The organism is Paraflavitalea sp. CAU 1676, assembly GCF_029223285.1.
GTDB lineage: Bacteria > Bacteroidota > Bacteroidia > Chitinophagales > Chitinophagaceae > Paraflavitalea.
The window spans coordinates 22,857-49,341 of the sequence record NZ_JARHUJ010000014.1 but is presented as its reverse complement, the minus strand read 5'-3'; the positions used below and the strand labels follow the sequence as shown (position 1 = coordinate 49,341).

The following is a 26,485-nucleotide window of genomic DNA, read 5'->3' as shown; positions in this document are numbered from 1 at the left end:
GTAGACATTTTCCACTTTTTTGCCCCGTCTAAGTGTTAATATAGGGAGCATCCCAGTCATATTCAAAGCATTAAAATAACTGTGCCAGAGACGCTTTTTCTTCCAGGAAGGATTTAATGATACGCGGAAATGCGACCTTTTTCAATTGCTTTTTATCAACGAGGTCGTAGCCCTTCAAAGCAGTAACCGGTTTCAATGTGGTTACTGTAATGAACTGGCCATGGATGTGCTGATGGGTGAGCTGCTGATGAAAAACTTTACTAATATGAGTGACCGAATATGATTGTTTGCCGAAAAGTTCTTTCAGGAAGGGGAGGTCCTGGAACAGGGTTTGAACCGGTGTTTCCGCTTCGTACAGTGCAAACTCATGGAGGTCCTGCCAAATGTCTTTTCCGGTACGTTGGTGAATATAGATCTTGTCCTGGAATTGAATGATGAAATAATAGAACCATCGATCTTTTTTGGCCAGGGTCTTCTCCTTGACTGGCAATTGCTTCACCAGGTTGTGCTTAAACGCTTCACAATCGGCTTGTTGAGGACATTCACCGCACAATGGGTTTTGCGGCTTGCAGATCACAGCGCCAAAATCCATAATCGCCTGGTTGTAAACACCAGGCTGTTCAGTATCCAGCAATGCGGTAGCCAGTTCCTGATACATCTTCTTGCCGGCGGTAGTGTCGATCGGCGTTGAGATACCGAAGTAACGGGCAATCACACGTTGCACATTACCATCAACAACAGCTTGTGCTTCATTAAAAGCGAAAGAGGAGATCGCCGCTGCTGTATAGGGACCGATACCCTTGAGTTTTTTGATCTCCTCATAAGTAGCTGGAAATTTTCCCTTGTAATCATTGACAACGATCTGCGCAGTGGCCATCAGGTTTCTGCACCTGGTATAATAGCCCAACCCTTCCCATAATTTGAATATTTTCTTTTCGGGTGCTTTTGCAAGTTGTTGAATAGTAGGAAATGCTTTGATAAATTTCTCATAATAAGCCAGTCCCTGTTCAACCCTTGTTTGTTGTAAAATGATTTCGCTGAGCCATATTTTATAGGGGTCTTTTTCTCCTTTCCAGGGCATCGACCTCGAATTTTTGGACTTATTCCACGCTAAAAGCTGTTCTGTGAAGATTGGTTTCATGGTAAATATTGAATATATAACCTTTTGATAATGAGACTGGTTAATACTAACCGGCACGGAAATTGATACCCCTCACTATCAATTATTTAGACCTTTTCTTGCAAATGTGCGAATTAACCTTTAATTTGAGTAATGAATTGATTTTGTGCCAATTGCCGTTTATAGTAAACAATTTTTAAAACCCGTTAAAAATTCAACGACATGAGAAAGGCAGACCTCGTTAACCAAATATCTGAAAAAACAGGTATTCCAAAGGTTGATGTTTTGGTTACGCTGGAGACCATGTTCAAGGAAGTGAAAGATACCTTATCCCAAGGAGAAAACATCTACATTCGTGGGTTTGGCAGCTTCATTACAAAGAAGCGGGCTGCTAAAATCGGCCGCAACATTAAGAAAAACATTGCGGTACACATCCCTGAACATTACATTCCTGCATTCAAACCTGCCAAAGAATTTGTGGCAGAAGTTAAAAAGTTACAATCCGTCAAAGAAGATCAACCAAACCCCGATGATGAAATGTAAATTTGCTGCTCACTAAATTGTTCTGATTCGTGAAAAAGCAGCAGATGGTCCTCATTGGCAGTGGAGTAGTCCTCCTTTGCCTGGTTTACTTCTTTGGCCGAACAATCCCCCCGAAAGATAAGACGATGCCTGCAGCAACAGCCAATGCTGCGGGCCAGTTAGACATTGAAACTATTCTGGCGGCCTCCCGCCAGAAGTTAACGCCATCCCAGCAGGCTCACGTTAGCAAGCTGGAATCTGCTGTTGTGCGTGGTGATGTAAAAGAGCAGCAAATCAAGGTATTCCGGCAACTGGCCGAGTTCTGGAAAGACTCGGCTCATATGCTGCTGCCCTTTGCCTGGTACAGCGGAGAAGCTGCTAAATTGGAAAATTCTCAAAAAAACCTCACCTTTGCTGCCCAATTCTATTTAGACGGTATTCGCCGACAGGATGAACCCGCACTGAAAAGATGGATGGCCATAGAGGCTAAAGAGTTGTTTGAGAAGGCTTTACAATTGGATCCCAACGACGATTCCCTGAAGATCGGACTCGGTAGTTGCTACCTCCTCGGAGGCATTAGCGACAATCCGATGCAGGGAATTCAGATGATCCGGGAAGTTTCTGAACGCGATCCGCATAATATGTATGCACAATTTATGCTCGGCATCGGCGGTTTGGTTTCCGGCCAGTTGGACAAAGCCATAGAGCGCTTGACCAAAGTGGCAGAGCACGAACCCAACAATCTGGAAGCAATCCTGATGTTGGCCGATGCCTGTGAACGTAAAGGTGACAAAGCCAATGCCATCAAATGGTACACCGCCAGTAGAAAGCTTTTGAAAGAGCCTGGTTTTGTAAAAGACATTGATGATCGCATTGAGTCGCTGAAAAAGTAAACCTGTCCATAGAACACTGAGAAAGAGAAATTCGAAATCCCAGTAGTATCCGTTCGGTAAAACGCGGATTTCGGGTTTTCACTTTTAGACCGATATAGCTAGCCTTTCATCAGAAAGCACACAGCCAAGATGAAAGCAAAGCTCAAAATTATTAGTTAATTAAAAATCATTGGTGTATTATGCCTTGTGGTAAAAAAAGAAAACGTCATAAGATTGCGACGCATAAGCGTAAAAAGAGACTGAGAAAGAACCGTCATAAGAAGAAAAATCGTTAAGTTTTATCTTCTTGCAACGGGTCCCGCTCAAAACGGGGCCCCTTTCCTTCTTTAGCTGAATTTATTATTTGTCATTTATTTACAGTCGTGTTGCTTGCAAATCTGACCGGCTGGATATTTGACAACTAATTCCACTTCAGCGCCTTCCTTGTAGTGATGATTGGTAAGACGGTAAAAGATGTAACGCTTGAATAAGGAGCTAATTATAAATGCTGCACCTCAGGGCGTGGAAATTGCCCTATTAGAGGATAAGAAGCTGGTAGAACTGCATCACGAAAAAGCTGATGCCAGTTTTGCCGTGGGAGACCTCTATCTTGGCAAAGTCAAAAAACTGATCCCTGGCCTTAATGCGGCTTTTGTAGACGTGGGGTTCGAAAAAGATGCATTTCTGCATTATACCGACCTCAGCCCTTATGCCCGCTCTCTATTGAAATTTACCCAACAGGCCATCAATGACAACGGCAAAGATTTCGAATTCGGCACCTTCCAGGTAGAACCCGAGATCATCAAAACCGGTAAGATCAACGAAGTATTGAGCGGCAAGCCCAATATACTCGTACAGATCCTCAAAGAACCCATCGCCGCCAAAGGCCCGCGCCTCAGTTGCGAGATCTCTTTACCCGGTCGCTTCGTTGTTATTACACCCTTTAACGATATCGTTGCAGTATCCCGTAAGATCCACTCTGCGGATGAACGTAAGCGCCTGCAAAAGATCGTTGAAGCCATCAAGCCAAAGAACTTTGGCGTAATCGTGCGCACAGCCGCCGAAGGAAAGAACACGGCCGAACTGCACGAAGATCTCTCCATGCTGGTTGAAACCTGGAAAGCTATCCAAAGCAATCTTAAAGGTTCCGTAGCGCCCGCTAAAATATTAAGCGAGCAAACCAAAACCACCAGCATCCTCCGCGATCTGTTGAATGAAGACTTTAACAAGATCGTCATCAACGACCGCAATATCTACAACGATACACGTAGCTATATCCAGCGCATCGCTCCGGAAAAAGCCGACATCGTTGCGTTCTACCAGAACGGACTCCCCATCTTTGATCAGTTTGGCATCACCAAGCAGGTAAAAGCCGCCTTCGGCAAAACCGTTAACCTGCCCAGCGGAGCCTATCTCATCATCGAGCATACCGAAGCGTTACATGTGATCGACGTAAACAGCGGTTACAAAAGCGTAGGTAACAACCAGGAGTTGAACGCACTTGAAACCAACCTCGAAGCAGCAGCCGAAATCTCCCGCCAGCTTCGCCTTCGCGATCTCGGTGGTATCATCGTGGTAGACTTCATCGATATGAAGCTGCCCGATAACAAGCGCAAGCTCCTCGAGGCCATGGAAGAATTCATGAAGCCCGACAGGGCCAAGCATGCAGTACTCCCCATCTCCAAGTTTGGTATCATGCAGATCACCCGGCAACGGATGAAACCTGAAATGAATATCAATACACAGGAAGTATGTCCTACCTGTGCGGGCACAGGAAAGATCTCCTCTACCCTGCTCCTCGAAGATGAGATCGAAAAGAACCTCAGTTACCTCCTCACACACCAGCACAAAGACCTCAACCTGGTGGTACACCCTATCATGTACGCCTACCTCACCAAAGGAGGTTGGCTCTTCAAATCCAAAAAATGGAAGTGGAGAATGAAATACGGGCAGAAGATCAGGATGTCTGAGAACACCAACTATCACCTCACCGAATTTCATTTCTTCGATAAACACGAGGAAGAGATCAAGCTTTGACAATTCTCCTGAACTGAATTTACTCTCCCATTAGGACTTTGCGTTCCCTGTACACGCTGTAAGGGTTACGTGATTGAATATATTATTCAACCGGTAACCAATGATCGGCGGCCTTCCCGCTCCTTGCCTGGAAGAAATCTATATGCAGTAATAAAAAAAATCGGGCACCGTAGGGAAGGTACCCGATAGACTATAGAAAGGCGAACCAGAAACTCTCGTGATATCAGAAATAACAGGACGTGAAATTATGGAGCTGCGCGCATTACTCCTACAACAAACCAATAAGTGCGTAGGTTTCGCCTGTAAGTGTGCAGATTTGGCCCATAAGTGTGCAGGCAAATTCCGAAAAAAGGGAGATTCTCTATTGCCCGATACCGAAAAACACAAAATTTCCATCTCGCTTATCTCCCCCATTTAGACCCGGCATCTATTCAAATCCTTCAGAATTTTCCCCTGCTCCATCAATAAATCGCCTGAACCCAGGCATACGATAGCACTCCGGTACAGGCAGGAAAAAAAAACTCCGGCCGTCGGCCGGAGTTCGCGTCACAGTTAGCATTGGTTATTGATAGCCGGGTAATTGTAGCAGGTTCAGTCCCGGCGCAGTTAGATATGGTGCCAGACTGGGTTTCGCCCAGTTCGGTAAAAATTCTTTAGTGATTTTGGAGGATTACGCCCATGGCTGACAGGCGTAGCACGACAAGAAGACAAATAAGCTGTGCAGGATGCTGCACAGCTTTTATTCATTTTGCTAAATGTTTCTGAAAAAAATTCGATTAATTCCGCTCACGGTTACCGCCCAAAAAGATGAGGATATATTGCACCAGGGTCGCGATAGACGCCACAGCCGCAACGACATAGGTAAGAGCTGCCCATTTAAGGGCGTCTTTGGCTTTGGGAAATTCCTGCCTGTTGGTGACATTCGTTCGCTCCAGCCAGGCGAGGGCCCGGTTGCTGGCGTCGAACTCTACGGGAAGGGTGATCAGAGAAAAAATGGTCGTCAGCCCAAAAAGGATAATACCGACCAGCAAAAGGCCCGGAAAGGCATTAATCATAACAACCCCGGCCAGTAAGATCCACTGCACAAAATTCGAACTGAACTGCACGACCGGAACCAGCTTGCTCCGCATCGTAAGCCATTGATAAGCAGTAGCATGTTGCACCGCGTGGCCACATTCGTGAGCCGCCACGGCCGCCGCCGCTATGGAGCTGCCATTATACACATCGGGACTCAGGTTCACCGTTTTAGTGGCGGGATTGTAGTGATCGCTCAAAAAACCGTCGACCGACACTACTTTCACGTCAAAAATGCCATTATCCCTCAACATTTTCTCAGCAACCTCCCGGCCGGTCAAACCGGAATAAAGCCCGATCCGGCTGTAGGCCGTAAACTTGCTTTTCAGTACCCCCGAAACGAGCATACTGATGCCTAAAAAAATCAAAGAAATAACCAAAATGGATGGTGTCATTTTTTGTCCAGTTTTATACTATATAACACCTGTACTTCAAAACAGTTACCAGCTTTTTTTGTGTGTTTTTTTGTCTGTTTTTAGCCCTCCGGGAGCGGCATTTTGTCACCGCATTTTTTGACAAAAGGTAATAGCTGACATTTTATCACAAAGACTTTCCCATAAATACTAATATGATTCTTATTTATTAATTATCAATGCTTTACGCCCCCTCTTTCCACCGACCTTGCCTACCTGAAAAGAGGCCCATAATTTATTCACAACCTCAAAAAATAATTTTGTTATGTGGTGCTTATTTGTAATTTAGTGCAAGAATTTAATGGGTTAGTAAGTAAGGGGTCAACAGCAATGTTGGCCCTTTTACTTTTGAAAAATATCCCGCATCAACAGCCTCATTTTTTATCTGTTTTTCCACCACTTTTCTATCCTCTTTCGCGCAGCTGCTGATCATGCAGATGAAGCACCTTTAATCAACACGAAGTTTCATTAACAGATCCGTTTTGAACACATCAACGATCACAAAAAATCAAAACATACAAACTTCAATCAACGATTACTCCATAACACCACGTGATGATCATTTCAATTCACTTCAATACTCATTATACCACTAACTTTATCGCATGAGTAAAGTGAAAACTGCCTTCTTTTGTACTAACTGTGGATACGAAAGCGCTAAGTGGCTCGGTAAGTGTCCTTCCTGCGCATCCTGGAATACATTCGTACAAGAAGTGATACACAAAGAGTCTTCCCAAAAAGAGAATACCTGGAAAAACTTTCATGAAGACAAAAAGGAAATTAAAACAATACCGCTTCATGCAGTAACTACGCCCGAACAAAAGCGCATCATAACTCCCGATGTTGAACTCAACCGTGTACTTGGCGGAGGTATCGTTCCCGGCAGCATCACATTGATAGCAGGAGAACCTGGTATTGGTAAATCCACGCTGTTCCTGCAGATCGGCTTACTGCTGAAAGACATTACTACGCTCTATATCAGCGGCGAGGAAAGCGATCAGCAAATTAAAATGCGCGCCGACCGGCTTAAAATACTCAATGATCAATTCTACCTCCTTACAGAAACTTCTACCCAAACGATATTTCAGGAGATAAAAAAATTAAGACCGCAACTGGTGATCGTAGACTCTATACAAACCATACAATCGCCTTATATCGATTCCTCCCCCGGCAGCATATCGCAGATACGGGAATCCGCATCCGAATTTCAGCGATTTGCCAAAGAAACCAACATACCGGTATTCCTGATAGGCCACATCACCAAAGATGGTGCTATAGCAGGCCCGAAGATACTGGAGCATATGGTCGACACCGTACTGCAGTTCGAAGGCGATCGGCACTATGCCTATCGCATACTCCGCACCATCAAGAACCGTTTTGGAGGAACAGCCGAACTCGGCATCTATGAAATGTCGGGCGAAGGCATGCGCGGCGTCAACAACCCCAGCGAGATCCTCATCAGCCAAAAAGAAGATCGTCTCAGCGGTATCGCTATAGCAGCTTCTCTCGAAGGCATGCGCCCACTCCTCATCGAAGTACAGGCCCTCGTCACCCAATCTGTGTACGGCACCCCTCAGCGTACCGTTTCCGGGTTCGACCTTCGTCGTCTGCAGCTATTGCTGGCAGTACTTGAGAAAAGAGGAGGCTTCCATTTTGGCATGAAGGACGTTTTCCTGAACATCGCCGGTGGATTAAAAGTCGAAGATCCTTCTATCGACCTCGCAGTACTTTGCGCACTCCTGAGTTCGTACGAAGACGTACCGCTGCCGCCACTCACCTGCTTCGCGGGCGAAGTAGGCCTCAGTGGAGAGATCAGGGCCGTAAACCGCATCGAGCAAAGGATCGCAGAAGCCGAGAAACTTGGATTTGAAAAGATCATCGTCTCGCGCTACAGCCAGAAGGGACTTAACCTGCAAAAATTCAACATCGAAGTACTCTCGATGGGCCGGGTAGATGAAGTGTACCAATATCTTTTCTAAGGTCCAATCCAAATACATCGATAAAGGGTATATGTACATGCACATGGAGCGGCTTTCGTCGCTCCATGTTTTTCTGTTTAAATCACCTGGCATGAACATATCCGATATCATCAGGTCTTTCCTGCATCTATTCTTTCCGCACACTTGCGCCGGATGCGGCAACGATGCCCTTCACCAGCAACAGCTGCTTTGTCTCACCTGCATCAGTGAACTACCGCTCACCAACTTTCACCTTTATGCCGAAAATCCGGTGCACCACTTGTTCCGTGGCCGGCTACCGCTCGTCAACGCCACCAGCTTTGCTTACTTCACCAAAGACTCCCTGCTGCAACACCTGCTCCATGAATTCAAATACAAGAACCGGAAAGACATTGGCACATGGCTCGCACACAGACTGGGGGAAGCCCTGCAGGAAAGCCAGCATTTCAATAAACCCGATGCACTGATACCTGTACCGCTGTTCAGCGCACGCGAACGGCAAAGAGGCTACAACCAATCTCACCTATTGTGCGAAGGCCTCGCCGAAAAATGGCAGTTACCCGTATTGCCCAATGTAGTGGTTCGTACATCCCGTACCCAATCTCAAACCCGGAAGAACAGGATAGAACGCTGGCAGAATATGGAAGGCAAATTTGAACTGCGCAGCCACACCCTAATCGAAGGAAAACATATTCTGCTGGTAGACGACGTGCTCACCACCGGGGCTACGCTCGAAGCCTGCGGCAGGGCCCTGCTACAGGCCCCGCAGGTAACCCTCAGCGTCGCTACCATCGGTTTTGTTACCCGGTAGTCACCTGACAATTATTCGGCCCTGACAGCGTTAAAACAACCGGAGAAACGTACACCGCCGGAAAGGGCACAAAATAACATACCACCCAATCCGGATTTCGTATTTTCAAAGATCGGGTATACATTAGCAATCCATGAAGAAAGTACAGGTATTCATAATGATCGTAGCCTTGATGGCCCTCTCTTGCAAGAAAGATTCATTCATTACAGGCAACGCCAACCTCAGCACCTCTGCCGATACCCTGCACTTCGATACCGTATTCACCACCATAGGATCAGTGACCCACTATTTTCGCATCTTTAATGACAATGACCAAAAGCTTCGCTTACGGAGTGTGTCGCTCGCCGGTGGCATGAATTCCTATTTTAAACTTAATGTAGATGGAACCCCAGGCCCGGTCGTGAGTAATGTGGAGATCGAAGCCAATGATAGTGCCTATGTATTTGTATCCGTAAAAATAGATCCTTCAGCGGCCGATCTTCCCTTCGTCATCAAAGACAGCATCCACCTGCAGTTCAACAACCAGGAAAAATGGATACAACTGGAAGCTTGGGGGCAAAATGCCCATTTCCTTCGCTCAAAAGTGATAGATCACGACGAAACCTGGTTCAACGATAAACCCTATGTCATCCTGGGCGGATTACAGGTAGATACCAACGCCACCCTTAATATCGCCAAAGGAACCCGCATATATTTACACGCTGATGCGCCATTTATCGTGGATGGAACACTACAGGCCAATGGCGAAAAGTATGATAGCACCCGTGTCATCTTCCGCAGCGACCGTCTCGACGATCCCTATAGGGATTATCCCGGCGCATGGCCCGGCATTTACTTCCGCGGCGAAAGCAAGAACAACTACCTGCAATACACAGTTGTAAAAAATGCCTACCAGGGCATCATCGCAGTAGGCCCTTCCACCAATAGCCTGCCCAAACTCAGGTTATACGAATCCATCATAGACAATTGTTATGATGCAGGTATCCAGGCCATCCAGTCTTCTATCAGCGCCGAGAACTGCCTCATCAGCAATTGTGGTAAGAATATGATACTGGCCCTGGGTGGTCAGTACAGCTTCAACCACATCACCTCCGTAGCCTATTCAAACGGATACATACAGCACAAGGACCCTATACTGCAGGTAACCGATTTCATCAAGGACGGCAATACGATCGTCACCGGTGATCTGAATGCCAGCTTCTCCAATAGCATTTTCTGGGCCGACAACAGTGTTGTGGAAGATGAAGTGATCACCGCCAAACAGGGTAGCGGGGCATTCGCCGTCAGCTTCCAGAACTGTTTATGGAAACTGAAGAACAGCCCTGCCAATGCGGTAACCGCCAACATCATTGCCAACCAGGCGCCCGTGTTCGATAGCATCGATAACCAGAAACGCATTTATAATTTTCGCCTTCGGGAAGAGTCGCCCGCCATCAACAGAGGCAAAGCCACTCCCCTCACCATCGATCTCGATGGTAAACCGCGCCCAGTAGGTATGCCCGACCTCGGATGTTATGAAAAACAATAATATGGCGCCAGGTAGCTGGTATGGCTGATAATAATTACCCCGATCAGTTCAGATTCCCCCTTTCGATCGTCTCCCATCCAGGACGCAAGATCACTCTGCGCCCGTTAAGCAATCGTTATCGCCGACAGCCCGGTTAAATTTTCCAGCCCCAGCAACCAATTAAGCACCATCTTTGTATTAGATTTATTATCTCAAAAAACTTACATCTATGATACGCCTGTTAATTGGTTCGCTTTTGCTCATTGCAGCAACATCTATCTATGATTTTAAAGTGCCGGCGCTCGAAGGAAAAGAAAGCATCAACTTTTCCAAATACAAAGGCAAGAAGATACTGATCGTGAATACCGCTTCTAAATGCGGCCTCACTCCGCAGTATACCGAATTGCAGCAGCTATTCGAGAAATACAAGGATAAGCTTGTTATTGTCGGCTTCCCCGCCAACAACTTTGCCAACCAGGAGCCAGGCACCAGTGAAGACATCCAGGAAGTATGCCGCAAGAATTATGGCGTAACCTTCCCGATGGCAGAAAAAGTATCGGTAAAGGGCGACGATATACACCCGCTCTTCAAATACCTCACCGAAGAAGCCAAAAAGCTCGGCGTTGAAGATCCCATCAAATGGAACTTCACCAAATTCCTCATCGACGAAAATGGAAAACTCGTGGCAGTGATCCCCAGCAAGGTAAAGCCCATGAGCGAGGAGCTGACGAAGTACCTCAACTAAGCATTAAGAACAATTATTGTATAAAGCGGATACTGGTTATCCGCTTTTTTTATTTCATATCAGTACTATCGCAATGCTCCCCCTGGGCATTATTACCTATACCCTTGAAAGTCCATTTGATAGATATAAATCAAAGGTTTAACCCGATCTATTTGATTGATTATTAATGACTAACCGTTTACGTGTACCAACATCGACCGTATAACGCCAAAAATCGCCCGGTTGCAACCACTCGCCGAATAGATTTATTGTTCCGCTGACATTTAAACACCTTTACATCACCAATCCAATCCGCCGGAAAGACCAGATCCAATTAGTTTGAAATCCCGACCTGAAACCATCCTTTGAAAGGAACGATACAGCTTGCCGGCGAAAACAATCCATCCAATACCATTGAAAATGGCCGAACCAGTAACTGCGAAACGATGATCCAATTCCTGAGAAAGCCAGCAACCATGTCCAAACGGAAAACCACCACTGAATCCACCTATCCATTGACTAAAGCCTATCCTGGAGCGACGACCCAAAGACTAGCATTTCAGTAGCTCAAATAAATAGTAGTCCGGGATATCCTGTAGTAAGAACCCTGTTGAAATCGTTTCCGTACAGGAAGATTTTTAAACCGTTCGCCCCCAGCGAACGGTTTATTTTTTACGCCTATCTTCGCCGCATGTCTTTCAAGGATATCATCGGCCAGCAGGATACAAAAGAGCACTTAGCAGGAATGGTACAGCACAATCGCCTCAGCCATGCACTGCTTTTTCTCGGTAAGGAAGGCAATGGATCGCTCCCGCTCGCCATCTCATTCGCCCAGTATATAGTGTGTGAAAAGGTCAACGGGAAAAAAGACGCCGCCCAGGCCGGCCCTTCCCTCTTTGGAGAAGCACCGGAGGTCGATGCCCATGCCCTGAAAACCACCCTTATGGATGCCTGCGGCGTTTGCCCCTCCTGTCAGAAAGCGCAGCAACTGGTGCATCCCGATATTCATTTTTCTTATCCCGTTATTCCACGCAAAGCCGGCGATAAACCCATCAGTTCCGATTATATCACCGAATGGAGGGAATTCCTCAACGAGCAGCCCTACGGCAACTCCTACGACTGGTTGCAGTTCATTGGCGCCGAGAACAAACAGGGAAATATCACCGCCTACGAGTGTAACGAGATCATCCGCAAACTTAACCTCAAGAGCTTCGAGAGCGGGTTCAAAGTCCTGATCCTTTGGATGCCCGAATACCTGGGCAATGAAGGCAACAAACTCCTTAAGCTCATCGAGGAACCGCCGCCCGATACCCTTTTTATCCTGGTGGCCGAAAACGAATCGCAGATACTCGCAACCATTCTGTCGAGGACGCAACTGGTGAAGATACCCGCCCTCACCACCGAAGCCATCACGGAAGCCCTGATATCGAAGGTCAACTGCAGCGAAGAACAGGCAAGGCCCGTGGCATCCATCGCTGCCGGCAATTACCGCGAGGCACTCCACCTCATCCGGCATGCCGGAGAAGACTGGCAGGCGCTCCTGCGCGAATGGCTCAACGCCATACTCAAGAATGGTCCGGTATCGCAGGTAAAATGGATAGAAGACATTAGCAAACTTGGACGGGAAAAGCAGAAACAGTTCCTCCTTTACTTCAACCATTTGCTCGAACAGGCCATTCGCCTGCAGGCCATGGGGCCAAATGCGGTGTACATGCCTGATACTGAACGCGACTTCGCGGCCAGGCTCAATAAGATCGCCGGATTTGAGCAACAGGAGGCCATAATCGAAGAACTTGACCGTTCCGCCTACTTCATAGAACGTAACGCCAACGCCAAAATGCTCTTTCTCGCCCTCACTATCAAACTGTATCACATAATTGCTCACAAGCAGGTAACCAGGCTGATGTAACGTTTTACACTTAAAAACCTATATTTGTAAATCGGCCTGTGGTGTAGGAATTTGTAGAGAGTGGCTGTAGCGGGTGGATTTTGTGCGATAGGAGCGTTTACGTGGTTATCTTACTTCGCTATATTAATGTGTTGCAATTGCGTATTTGTCTGAATATTGCCCGATGGGTCAACAACCCCGGGACAGACTAAAGTGCTATATTTCAGTCGTTAAAAGGGCTGATTATAATCGACTTATTGGCGCCGGCAACCCACCCTCTCATACAATGTGCTGACCAGCAGCCGTCAACAATTTTTTTCATCGTCAATTACTGATAGAATGGGATGTAGTTCATGTGGAACCACAGGAAAAGTGGCTGGCTGTAAAAGCAATGGAGGCTGCAGCACAGGTAGTTGTAACAGGATGAATGCATACGATTGGCTCATGAATCTGCCATTGAGCGATCTTGACACCGGATGCAAAGTAGTAGAGGTGAGTTTTAACCGGGGCAGCCGGAAAGATTTCTTCAGGAACACCACTATCCAGCAGTTCGAAAAAGGCGATCTCATCGCTGTAGAAGGGATCAGCGGATTCGATGTGGGAGAAATATCACTCACCGGGGAAGTGGTGCGCATCCAAATGAAGAAACGGAATGTGAGCGAATTCGACTCCGACCTCAAAAAAGTGCTTCGCCGCGCCACCGACAAGGACCTCGAGATCTGGCAGCAAAACAAAGCCCGCGAAAAAGAGGCCCTGATACAAACCCGCGCCATCACCAAACAACTCAACCTCGAAATGAAAATGAGCGAGGTTGAAATACAGGCCGATGGACGCAAAGCCACCTTCTTCTATATCGCCGACGACCGGGTCGATTTCCGGGAGTTGATCAAGATACTCGCCCGCGAGTTCAAGGTGAAAGTGGAAATGAGGCAGATTGGCGCCCGCCAGGAAGCCGCCAAAGTAGGCGGAGTGGGAAGCTGCGGACGCGAATTGTGCTGCAGTACCTGGCTCACCGATTTTAAATCGGTCAACACCACCGCCGCCCGTTACCAGAACCTGTCCATCAACCAAAGCAAGCTCAGTGGTCAGTGCGGCCGTCTCAAATGCTGCCTCAACTACGAACTCGATACCTACCTCGATGCTTTGCAGGCGTTCCCCGACAATGCCGATATGCTGCAGGTAGGAAAAGGCAATGCCACCCTCATCAAAAAGGATATCTTCAAAAACCTGATGTGGTACGTATTGCCCGATAGCAATAAGCAATACCCCGTTACCATCGAAAGGGTACGCAAGATAAAACAACTCAATGCCCAGGGCGTCATACCCGATCAGCTGGAAGCGGTAGAAGTAACCAGCAGCAAACCGAGGGAAGTAGAACCCGAATTCGTAGATGTGGTTGGTCAGATCAGTCTGCGCAGTCTCGAAAGGGCTGAGAAGAAGAAAAAACACCACCAGAAAGAACACCGTCAACAGCAGCAAGGCAGACAACAACAGCGTACTGGCCAGCAACAAGGCGGTGGTCAGCAACAGGGTGGAGGCCAACAACAGGGCCAGCAACAAAAACCTCAGCAACAGGGTGGTCAACGCGGCCAGCATGGCCAGGGCGCACAGCAACCGAAAGCACAGGGAGGCCAGCAACAAGGCAGCCAACGCCCTCAACAGGGAGGCGGCCAGCAACGCTCTCAGCAAGGTGGCGGTCAGCAAGGCCAGCAACAAGGCGGCGGCCAGCAAGGTGGCCAACGACCTCAACAGGGTGGAGGTCAACAACAAGGCGGAGGCCAACAAGGCCAGCAACAAAACAGGCAACAACAGCAGCGCAGGGATAATCGCCAGCAGCAGCAACAGCCTAAAAAAGAAGATCGCCGGCCACCCAATCCGCCTCAACAAAAGAATGATTAAGCGGATCAATGCTTAGATAGCGCGATCGCAAACATAATAACGACGGTGAACCACGCACACAAAGGCAGGTTCACCGTTTCTTTTACAGCTCCTGCAACCTAACGGCACTCCCCCACCGATACCCGCCAGCTGATCAGCCTGATTCCGGAAACAAAACGTTGCAAAAGGGAGATCAATCGTCGCAACGCTCATATTCAAATAATATTATGTTAATTCCCAGCTCTATATGAAGGGGTTGACACTTGCAGCTTCATGTATTTCAACTAAATTTGTATCTTGATCAAATAAAACAGAACAACTATGGCCCTATTCAAATCCGGTAATCCGGCATTAAGTGAAAAAATCTTCGATCGCGCCATTGGACAACAGCACACTGATGTGATGACAGTGCGCGGTACCCTGAACAAATTCGGTATCCTCTTCATCCTCGCCATGGGAACAGCAGGCCTCGCCTGGAAAATGGCAGCCTCTGGTGTTAACGTCGTTCCCTACATGTGGGCATCGATCATTGGAGGACTTATTCTTGCTTTCATGATAATCTTCCGCCCGCATTGGGCTACATGGGCAGCACCCCTGTATGCACTGGTGGAAGGCTTCTTCCTCGGCACCGTTTCATCCTATTATAATTTTGCTTTCGCCAAACTCGCGCCCAATATTATCATGCAGGCGGTAGGCCTCACCTTCGGTGTGGTGATCGCGATGTATGTACTTTATCATTTCCGGGTCATCAAAGCCACGGAAAGATTTAAATCGATCATCATAACCGCAACAGCGGGTATCGCCGTCTTCTACCTGATCTCGATGATCCTCGGATTGTTTGGCGTGAACATTCCATTCATTCATGAAGGAAGCACCATCGGTATCATCTTTTCGCTGGTAGTAGTAGGTATTGCAGCCCTCAACCTGATCCTCGATTTCGATATGATCGAGCAGGGTGCTGCACGCCAGGCCCCCAAATACATGGAATGGTATGGAGCCTTTGGACTGCTGGTAACCATCGTATGGTTATACCTGGAGATCCTTCGCCTGCTGGCTAAATTGTCCGACAGAAAATAATCAGTAGAACTAATACTTAAAAGGGCTGACCGGATATCAACGGTCAGCCCTTTTTTATGCTGATATACACTATTTACAACCCGGTAAGAAACTCTACGCCCAACCTCCTCCCCCCACGCTCACTCAGCTTATCATTAAAACTGCTCTTCCACCAGTTCGCGGTTAATCCAGGCACCCGCTTTATTACCTGCAGCTACAGCAGCCGCTACGGAACGCATCATATTCGCATTGTCGCCCGCCACAAACACCCCCGGTACATTGGTCTTACCAAAATCATCGGCCTGAATATACCCTTGCTCCGTAAGGTTGCAACCCAGCGCAACGGGCAGGTCACAATGCTGCCGGAAGGCAGGCCTGTAAAACAATGCATCTACCACTTCTACCTCTCCACTGGCTAGCATTACGCCGCTCAGGTATCCACCAACATGCGCAACACCGCTTACAGGCGTTTCAATGATCGCAATACCGTGCTGTTGAATTTTCTGCCGGTGAGCATCTACCAGGGTCGATGGTCCATTCGTAAATAAGGTCAGTTGTTTGCTCCATTGATGAATAAGGCGCACATAGTCAAAGGCTATATCGCCATTCGCCATAATGCCCAGTCGCTTACCATTCACTTCATAGCCGTGGCAATAAGGACAATGAAGCACCGAGATACCCCAGCAGGCCTGAAACCCGGACAATTCGGGCAACATATCATAAATGCCGGTAGCAAATAAAACCCTCAGCGTATGGAACGATTCGTCCGAAGCGGTGGTGATTACAAAACCACCGGCCTCTTTACGGGCCTCTGTAACCATACCGTTAATCCACTGTACACTTGGATAAGCCAGCACCTGGTCCCGCGCCTTGCCGGCAATCATTGCCGGAACGACCCCGTCCTGCGTAATGAAATTGTGTGAATGAGCCGTTTGCCGGTTACAGGGCAAGCCTCCATCAATCACCAATACCCTGCGCAACGATCTTCCAAGCGCCATAGCCGCCGATAAACCAGCATAGCTGCCGCCAACAATGATAACTTCAAGGTCGGCCGCTCCTGTTGTAGTTATTGCTTCCATAGATCAAAAGTAGGAAATATTCACTATTTGCAACCATATTGCATTTAAGTCAGCCAATATAGCCCCCCCTACATCGATGATCCATCCCCACTCAGTCATTCCCGCCAACTATCACCAGGCTCTGTTAACTGCTCACTCCCGCATCCATCATTGCCCGATTAGTGGTAGCTTTAAAATCGGGGGAGTAGCCTGATAAGAGATGGCTCACCCCGAGCTGACTAATATGGGGAAACAGATCCTACTTGCCTGCATATGCGTATTGCTGGGTGTTGGCCTTCAGGCGCAACAAACAGATAGTCTGCAATTGCTAAAACTAAAAGCAAGTCTACCGACCACCTACGGCACCGATAAAGCCGACCTGCTCAACAGGATCGCTGCCCGCTATATATGGGCAGGCATGATCAAATCTGACTCGGGCATCCGTTACGCGCAAGTTGCCTTCGACGAAGCGCAAAAACTCAAATACCAAAGAGGCATATATATCGCCGCCAATCACCTTGGCAACGTATTACTTCAACAATCGAAACCCGATGAAGGAATAAGATGGTTTCGCCTGTCGACCAAAGTGGCGGCAGAACAAAAGAACGACACCTTAGTAGCGTTGGGATACCGGGGCACGGGGCAGGCACTCTGGTATAGGGGCGATTTCGAAGAAGCGATCCACACCATAGACCTTTCCATTCGTTATTTCAAACAGCTCGGTCTCAAACGGGAAATATCCGATGCCACCATGACGATCAGCAGCATCTATGGCAATCAGGGTAATTATGAAAAAGCGTTCGAGATCGCCCAGCATGCACTCGCCCTGAGCCTTGAGTTGCGCGACAGGGCCAATATTGTATTGTCACTGGTGGAGATCGGAAAATCATACCGCAATATTGGCGACCATGCCAGCGCCCTCGAATACTATCGTAAAGCAGCAGCCTGGAATCCCTGGAAGATACAATGGGCCTATCGCCACCTCTCGCAATGCCTCGGCGATCTCTATAGCGATCTTGGCCGGTACGATTCGGCCTGGCACTATTACCAGGAAAGCTACAGCGGCAATGCCGGCAGCAAATCCACAAAACTGAGGGTAGCAGATTATTATCTGCAGCGCGGCAAAAAGGATTCGGCCGAAGCCATCTATACCGATCTCTATCACACGCTGAAGGCGGGCGGCGAAAGACATATCTACATGTATGCTATGCTGGGCCTTGGCAAAATATACCTTGACCGGAAAGACTTTACCCGTGCCAAACAGTTTGCCCATGAGGCACTAAACCTGGCAGAGGAAAAAAATGCCCGTCTCAACATCCGGCACGCTTGCGAGCTCCTGACTGCACTGTACGACACATTAAAACAGCCAACCCAATCCTATTACTACTATAGGCAATACGTACAAACGAAAGAAGCCATCCTAAGCGATCAGTTTAAAGGTAAACTGTACGAATTTCGCCGCATTGCCGACGATGAAAAGAACCTTACCAGAATACAACTGCTCGAGCAGGAAAAGCTGATCAATGAACAAAAACTCCGGGGCAATCAACTATTCAGAAACATACTCCTCGGCGGTCTCGCATTAGTGGCATTTTTAAGCCTCATGGTACTGGGTAACATTTCCCTTAAGCGGAAGAATGAAAAGCTGAAGAATGAAAAGATCCGCCGCGAATTTGAGCACCGCACTACCGAGCTTGAAATGCAGGCCCTGCGCGCCCAGATGAACCCCCATTTCCTTTTTAACTGCCTAAGCTCCATCAATCGCTTTATCCTGAAGAACGAGGCCGAAAAAGCATCCGATTACCTTACCCGCTTCTCCAGGCTCATCCGCCTGGTACTCATCAATTCCCAAAAACCGCTGATCGTATTGGAAGATGAGATTGAAATGTTAAGGCTGTATCTCGAGATGGAACAGTTGCGGTTTAAGAACGCATTCGACTACAGCATCATCTATAACAACGACATAGAGCCATCCAATATCATGCTGCCGCCACTATTGTTGCAGCCTTTCTGCGAAAACGCCATTTGGCACGGATTAATGCACAAAGAAGGGCATGGACAACTATCAGTTGCATTTAGTATGCGTAATAATGTTCTAAATTGCGTCATAACGGACAACGGCATAGGACGAGCAAAAGCAGCCGAGATCAAAAGCAAGTCGGGCGAAAAGATCCGCTCCATGGGCATACAACTTACAGCCGACAGGTTGGCCCTGTTCAACGAAGACCGGTCAGTGCAACATTATTATAGAATCGAGGACATTACCGATGATCAGGGCAATATAAGCGGTACAGAAGTAAACATCGGCATCAGGTACAAAGAGCAATTGCACGAAACAGCTTGATAAGAAAATATGATCAAAGCCATCATCATAGACGACGAACCATATTGTTGCGAAGTGCTCAGCACCTTGCTCGAAAAATATTGCCCCACGGTGACCGTCGAAGCTGTGTGCCATTCGGCAGCCGAAGCTATGCAAGCGATTACCAACCACCCGGTACAGCTCGTATTCCTCGATATCGAAATGCCGCACATGAATGGCTTTCAACTACTGGAAAAGCTGCCCCACATTAACTTTGATCTCATATTTACCACCAGCTACGACCAGTATGCGTTAAAAGCGATCAAGTTCAGTGCGCTGGACTATCTCCTGAAACCTATTGACCGTATAGAACTACAAGCAGCAGTGCGAAAAGCTCACGACCGCCTCATGCGTCCCCTGCCTCAACAACTGCAGATACTATTACAAAAACTGCATCAGCCGGCCCAGCAGGTAAACCAGGTAGCACTACCCACCATGGAAGGTCTGCAACTCGTACCCCTCGACAGCATTATCAGCTGCTCTTCAAGCAGTAACTATACTATCATTTCGTTAAAAGACAAACTAAAGATCACTGTTTCACGTACCCTTAAAGAAGTAGAGGAAATGCTGGAAGAGTCAGGCTTCATGCGGGTGCACCATTCGTATCTTGTAAACCTGAACGAGATCAGAAAATACATAAAAGGTGAAGGAGGAAATCTTATCATGAGTGATAGATCCTCTATCGATGTTTCCCGCAGCAAAAAGGAACTTTTGCTGAAGAAACTGCAACCCGGAAAAAATCAGTTCACAACCAAATAATCCCACCCTTCCAAATAATAAAAACGATAACAACCCAGGCAGTATGTTCAAAAAAGAAAGACAGGCGTACATTCTTAAGGAGATTACCGAACACCAAAAAGTCATCTCGGCCGACATTTCACAAAAAATGAATGTGTCGGAAGATACCATACGCCGCGACCTGCAGGAACTGGCCAACAAAGGGAAACTACTCAAAGTGCATGGAGGGGCGCTCTCACTGACGTATACAGAGGCAGTAACCCCCGGGCCCGGTGAAGAAACAACTCACCCCGAAACCCAACAAACACTTCCCGAAAAGATCATCGCCCAAAAAGCAGCCCAATTGATCCATCGCGGCATGTTTGTGATGACCAGCGGCGGCACTACCGCCAGCCAGCTCGCCAGAACACTGCCCGAAGACCTCAAAGCTACTATCATATCCGGCAGTATACAGGCCATCGTGGAGTTCACCCGCCACCCATCCATCGAGGTGATCATTATTGGCGACAAGGTATCCAAGAACGGAAAACTTACCGTAGGCAGCGAAGCCATTGCCAAGATCAAACAGATCAAGGCTGATATCTGCCTTCTCGACATCCAGGCCATCGACGTGCAATATGGCCTTAGCGAAGCCGATTGGGAAATTGCACAGATCAAAAAGGCCATGATCGAAAACTCGCAGAAAGTAATTGGCCTGTGCAGGGCAGAACGCATCAACCAGGTTCGGCCCGTGCAGCTTTGTCCCATCACAGCATTGGATACCCTTATCACCGAACAGGATCCTGCACAGGAACTGTTCAGGCCCTATGCCGCAGCAGGCCTCGGTATATTGTAAGCCAACTTGATTAACTTTAGGGCACTATGCGCCCTGTCAGAAAAGAACCGGTCAAGGTAGTTTTTGTCATCCCCCCATTGGTACACCTGCTCGATATAACCGGACCCGCCCATATATTTTATGAGGCAGCCTGTTACGAAGCACCGGTCAGCCTGTATTTCACCAACCTGCAGGCCAGCGATAAAAGCATCATCAGCAGCAGCCACCTCATGCTCGGTGGCCTCGTCGACTACCATACACTCGACCTGCACAAAGGCGACCTGGTATTTGTGCCAGGCCTCGAAGCTTCTTTGCTCCTGAACGAAGAGTTTTTAAGAGGAAGCTCCCGTCCCTTCCAGGAATGGCTCACCAGCCAACATCGCAACGGGGTAATGATCTGCTCCGTTTGCACAGGAGCCTACCTCCTGGCCGAAGCAGGCCTGCTTGACAACAGACCTTCCACCACCCACTGGAAATACCTCGATCGCTTTGCCCGGCGTTATCCCGAAACCCTGGTGCAGCACAACCGGCTATTCGTACATTCCGAGGGCATCTACACCAGTGCCGGCGTGGCATCGGGTATTGATCTCTCACTCTTCCTGCTCGAAGAGCTGTTCGGCTCGCGGATGGCAGCCAGTATCGCCAAAGAGGTTGTAGTATATATGCGCAGAACAGAAACCGATCCGCAATTGAGCGCCTTTCTGCAATATCGCAATCACCTCGACGATCGCATCCATAAAGCGCAGGATATACTCGCTCAATCACTCGATAAGAAGGTCAACATTGAACAACTGGCCGAGCAGGTACACATGAGTGGCCGCAACCTCACCCGACTGTTCAGGAAAACCACCAGGATCTCCATCAGCCAGTATGTAGGAAAACTCCGGGCCGACAGGGCACAGCAATTACGTAAAGAAGGCCATACCATGCAAACCATAGCGGCATCGATCGGGCTCAAAAGCACCAATCAGTTGCGCCAATTGTTGAAGAACAGCTAAACGGCCATTTTATCCGGATCACCCTCCGCACACACTGAGCTTCCCCTCGCACTCCGGTGACCCGACATTATTGTCCGTGAACTTTGTCCCAAAACTGCGCCATCCTGTCCTGCCCGCCCAGGCTATTCAATGGTAGATTTGTGAAAAGTATAGCCATGAAACAAACATTGATCCACCTGTTCATTCTCCTCTCGCTCATCGTCAGGCACCAGCCGATAGCCGCACAGGCACAAACTGCCAAAGCCTGGTATTGCATGCCCTGCAACAACTCCTGCGACACCATCACCTTCGCAGCAGCCGGCAAATGCCCGCATTGCGGAATGACATTGTTACAACAAACATCCAACGAACACAAAAAGACAATGAACAAGAAGAAGCTGAAAGTGGCATTTTACCTGCAGAACGGTGTGGAAGTACTGGACTTCGCCGGCCCCATGGAAGTATTTGCTTATGCCCAGTTTGAGGTATTTACCGTATCCAAAACCAAGGCCCCCATCGTGTCACAGGGCATCCTGAAAATATTACCCGATTACAGCATCGAAGATGCACCCAAGGCCGATATCATCGCCTTCTTCGGTGGCAATGCAGGTGTAGCGAGCAGCGACCCGCAGGTCATTGACTGGCTTAAAAAACAACCCACGCCCGATTACTATTTCTCGGTATGTACCGGCGCCTTCATATTGGGCAAAGCCGGACTGCTCGATCACCTCACCGTAACCACTTTCCACGAAAGCATCGATAACCTGAAAAAAGCAGTGCCCACTGCGAAGGTCTTATCCAATGTTCGTTTTGTCGACAATGGAAAAGTGATCACCACAGCGGGCATATCTGCCGGTATCGACGGGGCGCTGCACCTGGTGGCAAAGATCCGCGGCGAAGAAACAGCCCGCAACGTAGCCACTTATATGGAGTACGATAAATGGGTACCCGGCGAAGGCCTGACCGTACAAAAACAATAAAGAAGAGGTAAGCACATAATGAATGGTCAAGAGACAGGTCATGCCGGAATGCAGGCAGGCCTGTTGCCTTTTTGATCCTGCCCTACTCCGGTCAATCTATTCGAAGAAAGCCGTCAGCACATCGCTTCCTACAGTAACAATCTAAGCTCGTAACATAATTTCCTTGATCTCCTGCACACAATCGTGATGGCTCTCCGTAAACCCATCCTGCCAGGCCAGGCCCAATTCCTTCAGATCGAAATGCTTCAACATCGTACCTGAAGCCAGCACCTGCCCTTTGTCATCGGGCGGATACCCGAGTATGTAGATCGAATCCGCCAGTTCAACAGCCAGCTCAATGTCGTGCGTGCTGAAGATGATCGTATTCAGATCGTGCCGTTGACTGATCAGGTCAAAAGATTTCTTCACACTCATGATATTCCCGATATCCAATCCCGAAAAAGGTTCATCGAGCACCATATAGTACCCTGAGCTCAGCAACTGCTCCAGGATAGCCGTCCGCTGCCGCTGACCGCCCGATAAAAAATTCGGGTACTGGTCCTTGTGTTTCTCCAGCCCCCACTCTTTCAGGTAATGCATGATCTCATCTTCTTTCTCAGCTTTGGAAAAACCACTCTTCCGCATAGCAAACCACAGCGCTTCATACACCGTTTTGTGCCTGAACAAAGTATACTTCTGGTTTACAAAACCCACATCACCCTCCTGTACCAGCTTGGCGGGTTGCTTACCATTGGCTGCCACTTTATTGAAATCAGGGATCAATACCTTACCCGAACTGGGCTTTTCCAGGCCCGTCAACGCGCGGAACAAGGTCGATTTACCACGGCCCGACCTGCCCAGCACAGCAATCACCTGCCCCTGCGTTTTGCCCTCCCGAATAGTATCTCTTTCCACCATGTTCACGTTCTGCAAAATAATCCGGTCGCCGTAGCTAACACAAAGGTTCTCTACATGCAGGATCGTATCCTTTTGTTCATAAGGGATCACCATCATCGATTAAAAAGTTGAGTATTTAAAGAAAGACTTACGGGCCAGGTGCAGCACGCGGTCCAGCAACAAGCCCACCAGCAGGATCACCAGTTGCAGCGCTACAATGCGGCCATGGTTCATGAACTTATCGCTGTTCTTGATCAACACCCCCAAACCACCCGCCGCCACCAGGATCGACTCCACTGTTACCAGCATCATCCAGGTAATAGAAAGGTTCTGTCGCAATACATCCATCACATAATCCAGCCGCCCTTTGATCACCACCTCCCACAATACTTCCCAACGGCTGCATTTCAAACTGCGGGCATGGTCGATCTCATCGGCAGGAATATCCTTCAGCACAGCCAGCAGCGACGTGATAAAATAAAGGCTCATGAATATGAATAGCACACTTACCTGCATCGTACGCGCATCTTTTACGAGAATGGCGAGATAGAACGTGATACCCGTGAGCGGCAGGTAACGCAGCTTGCTGAAAGCGCTCGCCAAAGGCCTGATCGCTGGCAGGGGCGACAAATACACGATCACCAGTGAAATCAGGATCGACAACAACGTTGCCTGTAAACACAGCCCTAAAGAACTACCAATATGTACCACCAGCCCTTCATCGTACAGCGATCGAAACCCATCCCACACCTGTCCCGGCGTGGGGAACAAATGCTTGTTCCCCGCCGAAGACAAGAACCAATAGCCCAACACCAGCAGCAACCACACACCACCGATCAACAACTGCTGCTTTCGGTCGACTGTCTCAAAAGGCCGGAGCCATTTTTTTATTTCCATTGATTCATTGAATAAATTTTTCGAAATGTGAGCATCCCGCTCCACCAACCCAACACTGCCAATAATTCAATCCGACCCACTATGGCTTTTCTCCACACATCAAATCCACGCAATCTTCCGCCATTACTTCAACAAGCTGATCACCACGCGCCTGTTCTTTGCCTTACCGGCAGCTGTACTGTTATCGGCAGCAGGCTCATCCTGCCCGCGGCCATCGATCTTCTGGAATCGGTCCGCAGGAATCCCTTTGGCGATGAGGTAATTCTTCACAGCCTCAGCACGCGCAGTCGACAAAGCGTAGTTGCCATCCTGCGTACCGGTATTGTCGGTGTGGCCTACCAGCTCCAGTTTGGAGTCTTCTGCCTGCACCAGCAGGTTATAGATCTGCTCCAGCACATCCTTTCCTTCCGGACGGATAGCAGCCCTTCCCGACTCGAAGTTGATCCTCCATTCGCCCGAAGCCATCACATTGGTGGCTTTCTTCGAATAATCGGTGGCATAAGTAGTTCCCGCATCGATATCTTTCACGTCTTTCAGAAACGCCATGTTCACCGCCTCTTCATAAGGCACAACACGCTTCACGTTCTGGTTAAACCCTGCAGGGTTCAGGTCTTTCAGGTAACGGGATACCTGGTCATACACCGCCTTGTATCGGTTGGTACCGTCCGAAATACCATAGTACTGGTTGGCATCCGCCAGGTTGAACACCCGCGAACCACCCATATTGTACGATACGCCGCCCTTCTCGCCCTGCTGACCTTTGAACATTGCATACCAGTAAGCAGGCGTTTCCATATTGAACGACTTTGCAGTGGTTTCTGAAGCACGCTTCCGCCAGTTGTCGTATTGCTTCATCTGGTTCGAAGCTGCATAGGATGACTTCAGGATATTGCTCACTATTTGCTTGTTAGCATCCGCCCATTGGCGCAGGAAGATGATCGTCGCCGCCATTTGATTATTGAACTCTTTCGTCGACACCACGTCGGTAAAACCGCTCAACGCATCAAACACCATCTTATCACCGGGTGTCCAGGTGGCACAACCGTCCACCTTCTTATCGATGGTTTTACCCGTCAGCTTTCCAGCCTTCACTTCTTTCAGGGGCACTGTCCAGCCCTGTGTTTGTGACTTGATCAGCTCCTTCGCCGATTCGATATAGTCATCGTTGGCCGAAGCAAGAAAGTTGACCGCCTCCGCATCATAGGTCGAAGGGTCGGGGTTGATCTTGATACCATTGGCAGAAGCGTAGTTCACCGCAGTAACCCAGTCACCATCACCGATCACCGCCGATACCAGTGCACCCTTCATCGATTGAGGGTTCATCTTCCAGCTCGGTGGCCCGATCAGCTTGTCCTCACCATAACTCAAACCGATAGCACCCACAGCCTGCAGCTGATACTTACCTGCGCCATATTTGTCATCCAGCGCCTGTTGTGCTGAGCTGATATAGAATGGCACGCCATCACCCATGATCATGATGCCTGCCGCACCTTCTTTCGGAAAACTGTTCCCCTTGTCAAACTCATCTACGAATTTCATCTGCAGGTTACGCAGTTCCGAGAGCCAGTCCTGGCGGATGATCTCGAGGTTTACGCCATTCGACTCCATCACTGAGCCGGTAGCCGTCTTCGGACCACCATTGGCCACGATGATACCCGACTGCGCATTCCACGCATAGCCGGCAATACGCACAAGCGGTTTACCATTAACCGTGGTAGAAGGCGCGTCGCCCGGTAAGGGCAATTCTGCCGACGTAACCACATTGTTTACATCTTTATCGGAAAGATTCAGTTTCTCCACCGATTTTGATTCATCCACCCGCAAACCGGGTGAGAGATAATATACAGCACCACCAATACCACCGGCCAATACCAGTGTGATGAGTGATTTAGAAAATAAGGTTAAACTTGACCATTTCATTTT

Annotated in this window: 22 protein-coding genes; 16 read left to right on the top strand and 6 right to left on the bottom strand. The window is 48.4% G+C overall.

Translation table 11 applies throughout. The annotated features are described in order from the left end of the window. Positions 1–70 precede the first annotated feature (70 nt). Positions 71–1,141 carry an A/G-specific adenine glycosylase gene (mutY, locus tag P2H89_RS34385; RefSeq protein WP_275835932.1) on the bottom strand — a complete coding sequence of 357 codons (1,071 nt, stop codon included), beginning with the start codon at positions 1,139–1,141 and terminating at the stop codon, positions 71–73. Positions 1,142–1,342: 201 nt separating this feature from the next. On the opposite strand from mutY, the gene P2H89_RS34380 reads away from it, so the two are divergent. The 4 genes from P2H89_RS34380 (at position 1,343) to P2H89_RS34365 (ending at position 4,551) form a co-directional block, all read left to right on the top strand. Then, on the top strand, positions 1,343–1,663 hold the full coding sequence (locus tag P2H89_RS34380) for an HU family DNA-binding protein (RefSeq protein WP_014221934.1): 321 nt from the start codon (positions 1,343–1,345) through the stop codon (positions 1,661–1,663). A 29-nt stretch (positions 1,664–1,692) separates the two neighbouring features. Then, entirely contained in the window at positions 1,693–2,535 is an 843-nt protein-coding gene (locus P2H89_RS34375; protein ID WP_275835928.1) for a tetratricopeptide repeat protein, read from the top strand. A 179-nt stretch (positions 2,536–2,714) separates the two neighbouring features. Beyond that, complete coding sequence (locus P2H89_RS34370) at positions 2,715–2,810, top strand: AURKAIP1/COX24 domain-containing protein (RefSeq protein ID WP_218827573.1); 96 nt, start codon at positions 2,715–2,717, stop codon at positions 2,808–2,810. 187 nt (positions 2,811–2,997) lie between these two features. Continuing rightward, the gene (locus tag P2H89_RS34365; RefSeq protein ID WP_275835922.1) at positions 2,998–4,551 is read left to right on the top strand and encodes an Rne/Rng family ribonuclease; all 1,554 of its coding nucleotides are present in this window, start codon (positions 2,998–3,000) and stop codon (positions 4,549–4,551) included. A 776-nt stretch (positions 4,552–5,327) separates the two neighbouring features. Here the strand turns inward: P2H89_RS34365 and P2H89_RS34360 are convergent. Then, on the bottom strand, positions 5,328–6,020 hold the full coding sequence (locus P2H89_RS34360; protein ID WP_275835920.1) for a zinc metallopeptidase: 693 nt from the start codon (positions 6,018–6,020) through the stop codon (positions 5,328–5,330). Between the two features lie 623 nt (positions 6,021–6,643). Between P2H89_RS34360 and radA the strand changes: the two genes are divergently transcribed. The 7 genes from radA to P2H89_RS34325 all read left to right on the top strand — a co-directional run bounded on the left by radA (position 6,644) and on the right by P2H89_RS34325 (position 15,881). Beyond that, positions 6,644–8,017 (top strand): DNA repair protein RadA, encoded by a 1,374-nt coding sequence (radA, locus tag P2H89_RS34355; RefSeq protein ID WP_275835918.1) that lies wholly within the window; start codon positions 6,644–6,646, stop codon positions 8,015–8,017. A 91-nt stretch (positions 8,018–8,108) separates the two neighbouring features. After that, positions 8,109–8,807, top strand: a complete 699-nt coding sequence (locus P2H89_RS34350; RefSeq protein ID WP_275835916.1) for a ComF family protein — start codon at positions 8,109–8,111, stop codon at positions 8,805–8,807. A 133-nt stretch (positions 8,808–8,940) separates the two neighbouring features. Next, positions 8,941–10,335: a choice-of-anchor Q domain-containing protein gene (locus P2H89_RS34345; RefSeq protein WP_275835914.1), complete on the top strand. Its 1,395-nt coding sequence runs from the start codon at positions 8,941–8,943 to the stop codon at positions 10,333–10,335. 208 nt (positions 10,336–10,543) lie between these two features. Further along, positions 10,544–11,059, top strand: coding sequence for a glutathione peroxidase (locus tag P2H89_RS34340; RefSeq protein WP_275835912.1), 516 nt, complete (start codon positions 10,544–10,546; stop codon positions 11,057–11,059). A 670-nt stretch (positions 11,060–11,729) separates the two neighbouring features. Next, the gene (locus P2H89_RS34335) at positions 11,730–12,947 is read left to right on the top strand and encodes a DNA polymerase III subunit delta' (RefSeq protein WP_275835910.1); all 1,218 of its coding nucleotides are present in this window, start codon (positions 11,730–11,732) and stop codon (positions 12,945–12,947) included. Between the two features lie 423 nt (positions 12,948–13,370). Then, positions 13,371–14,825, top strand: a complete 1,455-nt coding sequence (ricT, locus tag P2H89_RS34330) for a regulatory iron-sulfur-containing complex subunit RicT (protein WP_275835908.1) — start codon at positions 13,371–13,373, stop codon at positions 14,823–14,825. A 300-nt stretch (positions 14,826–15,125) separates the two neighbouring features. Next, the gene (locus P2H89_RS34325; protein ID WP_275835906.1) at positions 15,126–15,881 is read left to right on the top strand and encodes a Bax inhibitor-1/YccA family protein; all 756 of its coding nucleotides are present in this window, start codon (positions 15,126–15,128) and stop codon (positions 15,879–15,881) included. A gap of 134 nt (positions 15,882–16,015) precedes the next feature. Here P2H89_RS34325 and P2H89_RS34320 read toward each other — a convergent pair whose 3' ends face one another. Then, positions 16,016–16,939, bottom strand: a complete 924-nt coding sequence (locus P2H89_RS34320) for an NAD(P)/FAD-dependent oxidoreductase (RefSeq protein ID WP_275835904.1) — start codon at positions 16,937–16,939, stop codon at positions 16,016–16,018. A gap of 223 nt (positions 16,940–17,162) precedes the next feature. Between P2H89_RS34320 and P2H89_RS34315 the strand changes: the two genes are divergently transcribed. From P2H89_RS34315 to P2H89_RS34295, 5 genes are all read left to right on the top strand, one after another. Continuing rightward, positions 17,163–19,262: a histidine kinase gene (locus P2H89_RS34315; protein ID WP_275835901.1), complete on the top strand. Its 2,100-nt coding sequence runs from the start codon at positions 17,163–17,165 to the stop codon at positions 19,260–19,262. Between the two features lie 9 nt (positions 19,263–19,271). Next, positions 19,272–20,039 carry a LytTR family DNA-binding domain-containing protein gene (locus P2H89_RS34310; protein WP_275835899.1) on the top strand — a complete coding sequence of 256 codons (768 nt, stop codon included), beginning with the start codon at positions 19,272–19,274 and terminating at the stop codon, positions 20,037–20,039. A 43-nt stretch (positions 20,040–20,082) separates the two neighbouring features. Then, on the top strand, positions 20,083–20,853 hold the full coding sequence (locus P2H89_RS34305; protein WP_275835897.1) for a DeoR/GlpR family DNA-binding transcription regulator: 771 nt from the start codon (positions 20,083–20,085) through the stop codon (positions 20,851–20,853). 26 nt (positions 20,854–20,879) lie between these two features. After that, the gene (locus tag P2H89_RS34300) at positions 20,880–21,830 is read left to right on the top strand and encodes a DJ-1/PfpI family protein (RefSeq protein ID WP_275835895.1); all 951 of its coding nucleotides are present in this window, start codon (positions 20,880–20,882) and stop codon (positions 21,828–21,830) included. Positions 21,831–21,985: 155 nt separating this feature from the next. After that, positions 21,986–22,789 carry a DJ-1/PfpI family protein gene (locus P2H89_RS34295; RefSeq protein ID WP_275835893.1) on the top strand — a complete coding sequence of 268 codons (804 nt, stop codon included), beginning with the start codon at positions 21,986–21,988 and terminating at the stop codon, positions 22,787–22,789. A 141-nt stretch (positions 22,790–22,930) separates the two neighbouring features. Here the strand turns inward: P2H89_RS34295 and P2H89_RS34290 are convergent, their stop codons facing one another. From P2H89_RS34290 to P2H89_RS34280, 3 genes are all read right to left on the bottom strand, one after another. After that, on the bottom strand, positions 22,931–23,782 hold the full coding sequence (locus P2H89_RS34290; protein ID WP_275835891.1) for an ATP-binding cassette domain-containing protein: 852 nt from the start codon (positions 23,780–23,782) through the stop codon (positions 22,931–22,933). Between the two features lie 3 nt (positions 23,783–23,785). Continuing rightward, positions 23,786–24,562 carry an ABC transporter permease subunit gene (locus tag P2H89_RS34285; protein ID WP_275835889.1) on the bottom strand — a complete coding sequence of 259 codons (777 nt, stop codon included), beginning with the start codon at positions 24,560–24,562 and terminating at the stop codon, positions 23,786–23,788. A 123-nt stretch (positions 24,563–24,685) separates the two neighbouring features. After that, on the bottom strand, positions 24,686–26,482 hold the full coding sequence (locus P2H89_RS34280) for an OmpA family protein (protein ID WP_275835887.1): 1,797 nt from the start codon (positions 26,480–26,482) through the stop codon (positions 24,686–24,688). Positions 26,483–26,485 lie beyond the last annotated feature (3 nt).

What these genes read in the sequence shown, in the direction of transcription:
- P2H89_RS34370 (WP_218827573.1), top strand. Translation starts at nt 2,715, where the DNA reads ATGCCTTGTGGTAAAAAAAGAAAACGTCATAAGATTGCGACGCATAAG.
- ricT (WP_275835908.1), top strand. Translation starts at nt 13,371, where the DNA reads ATGAATCTGCCATTGAGCGATCTTGACACCGGATGCAAAGTAGTAGAG.
- P2H89_RS34335 (WP_275835910.1), top strand. Translation starts at nt 11,730, where the DNA reads ATGTCTTTCAAGGATATCATCGGCCAGCAGGATACAAAAGAGCACTTA.
- P2H89_RS34325 (WP_275835906.1), top strand. Translation starts at nt 15,126, where the DNA reads ATGGCCCTATTCAAATCCGGTAATCCGGCATTAAGTGAAAAAATCTTC.
- radA (WP_275835918.1), top strand. Translation starts at nt 6,644, where the DNA reads ATGAGTAAAGTGAAAACTGCCTTCTTTTGTACTAACTGTGGATACGAA.
- P2H89_RS34295 (WP_275835893.1), top strand. Translation starts at nt 21,986, where the DNA reads ATGAAACAAACATTGATCCACCTGTTCATTCTCCTCTCGCTCATCGTC.
- P2H89_RS34350 (WP_275835916.1), top strand. Translation starts at nt 8,109, where the DNA reads ATGAACATATCCGATATCATCAGGTCTTTCCTGCATCTATTCTTTCCG.
- P2H89_RS34345 (WP_275835914.1), top strand. Translation starts at nt 8,941, where the DNA reads ATGAAGAAAGTACAGGTATTCATAATGATCGTAGCCTTGATGGCCCTC.
- P2H89_RS34305 (WP_275835897.1), top strand. Translation starts at nt 20,083, where the DNA reads ATGTTCAAAAAAGAAAGACAGGCGTACATTCTTAAGGAGATTACCGAA.
- P2H89_RS34340 (WP_275835912.1), top strand. Translation starts at nt 10,544, where the DNA reads ATGATACGCCTGTTAATTGGTTCGCTTTTGCTCATTGCAGCAACATCT.
- P2H89_RS34315 (WP_275835901.1), top strand. Translation starts at nt 17,163, where the DNA reads ATGGGGAAACAGATCCTACTTGCCTGCATATGCGTATTGCTGGGTGTT.
- P2H89_RS34360 (WP_275835920.1), bottom strand. Translation starts at nt 6,020, where the DNA reads ATGACACCATCCATTTTGGTTATTTCTTTGATTTTTTTAGGCATCAGT.
- P2H89_RS34320 (WP_275835904.1), bottom strand. Translation starts at nt 16,939, where the DNA reads ATGGAAGCAATAACTACAACAGGAGCGGCCGACCTTGAAGTTATCATT.
- P2H89_RS34300 (WP_275835895.1), top strand. Translation starts at nt 20,880, where the DNA reads ATGCGCCCTGTCAGAAAAGAACCGGTCAAGGTAGTTTTTGTCATCCCC.
- P2H89_RS34380 (WP_014221934.1), top strand. Translation starts at nt 1,343, where the DNA reads ATGAGAAAGGCAGACCTCGTTAACCAAATATCTGAAAAAACAGGTATT.
- P2H89_RS34280 (WP_275835887.1), bottom strand. Translation starts at nt 26,482, where the DNA reads ATGAAATGGTCAAGTTTAACCTTATTTTCTAAATCACTCATCACACTG.
- P2H89_RS34290 (WP_275835891.1), bottom strand. Translation starts at nt 23,782, where the DNA reads ATGATGGTGATCCCTTATGAACAAAAGGATACGATCCTGCATGTAGAG.
- P2H89_RS34285 (WP_275835889.1), bottom strand. Translation starts at nt 24,562, where the DNA reads ATGGAAATAAAAAAATGGCTCCGGCCTTTTGAGACAGTCGACCGAAAG.
- P2H89_RS34310 (WP_275835899.1), top strand. Translation starts at nt 19,272, where the DNA reads ATGATCAAAGCCATCATCATAGACGACGAACCATATTGTTGCGAAGTG.
- mutY (WP_275835932.1), bottom strand. Translation starts at nt 1,141, where the DNA reads ATGAAACCAATCTTCACAGAACAGCTTTTAGCGTGGAATAAGTCCAAA.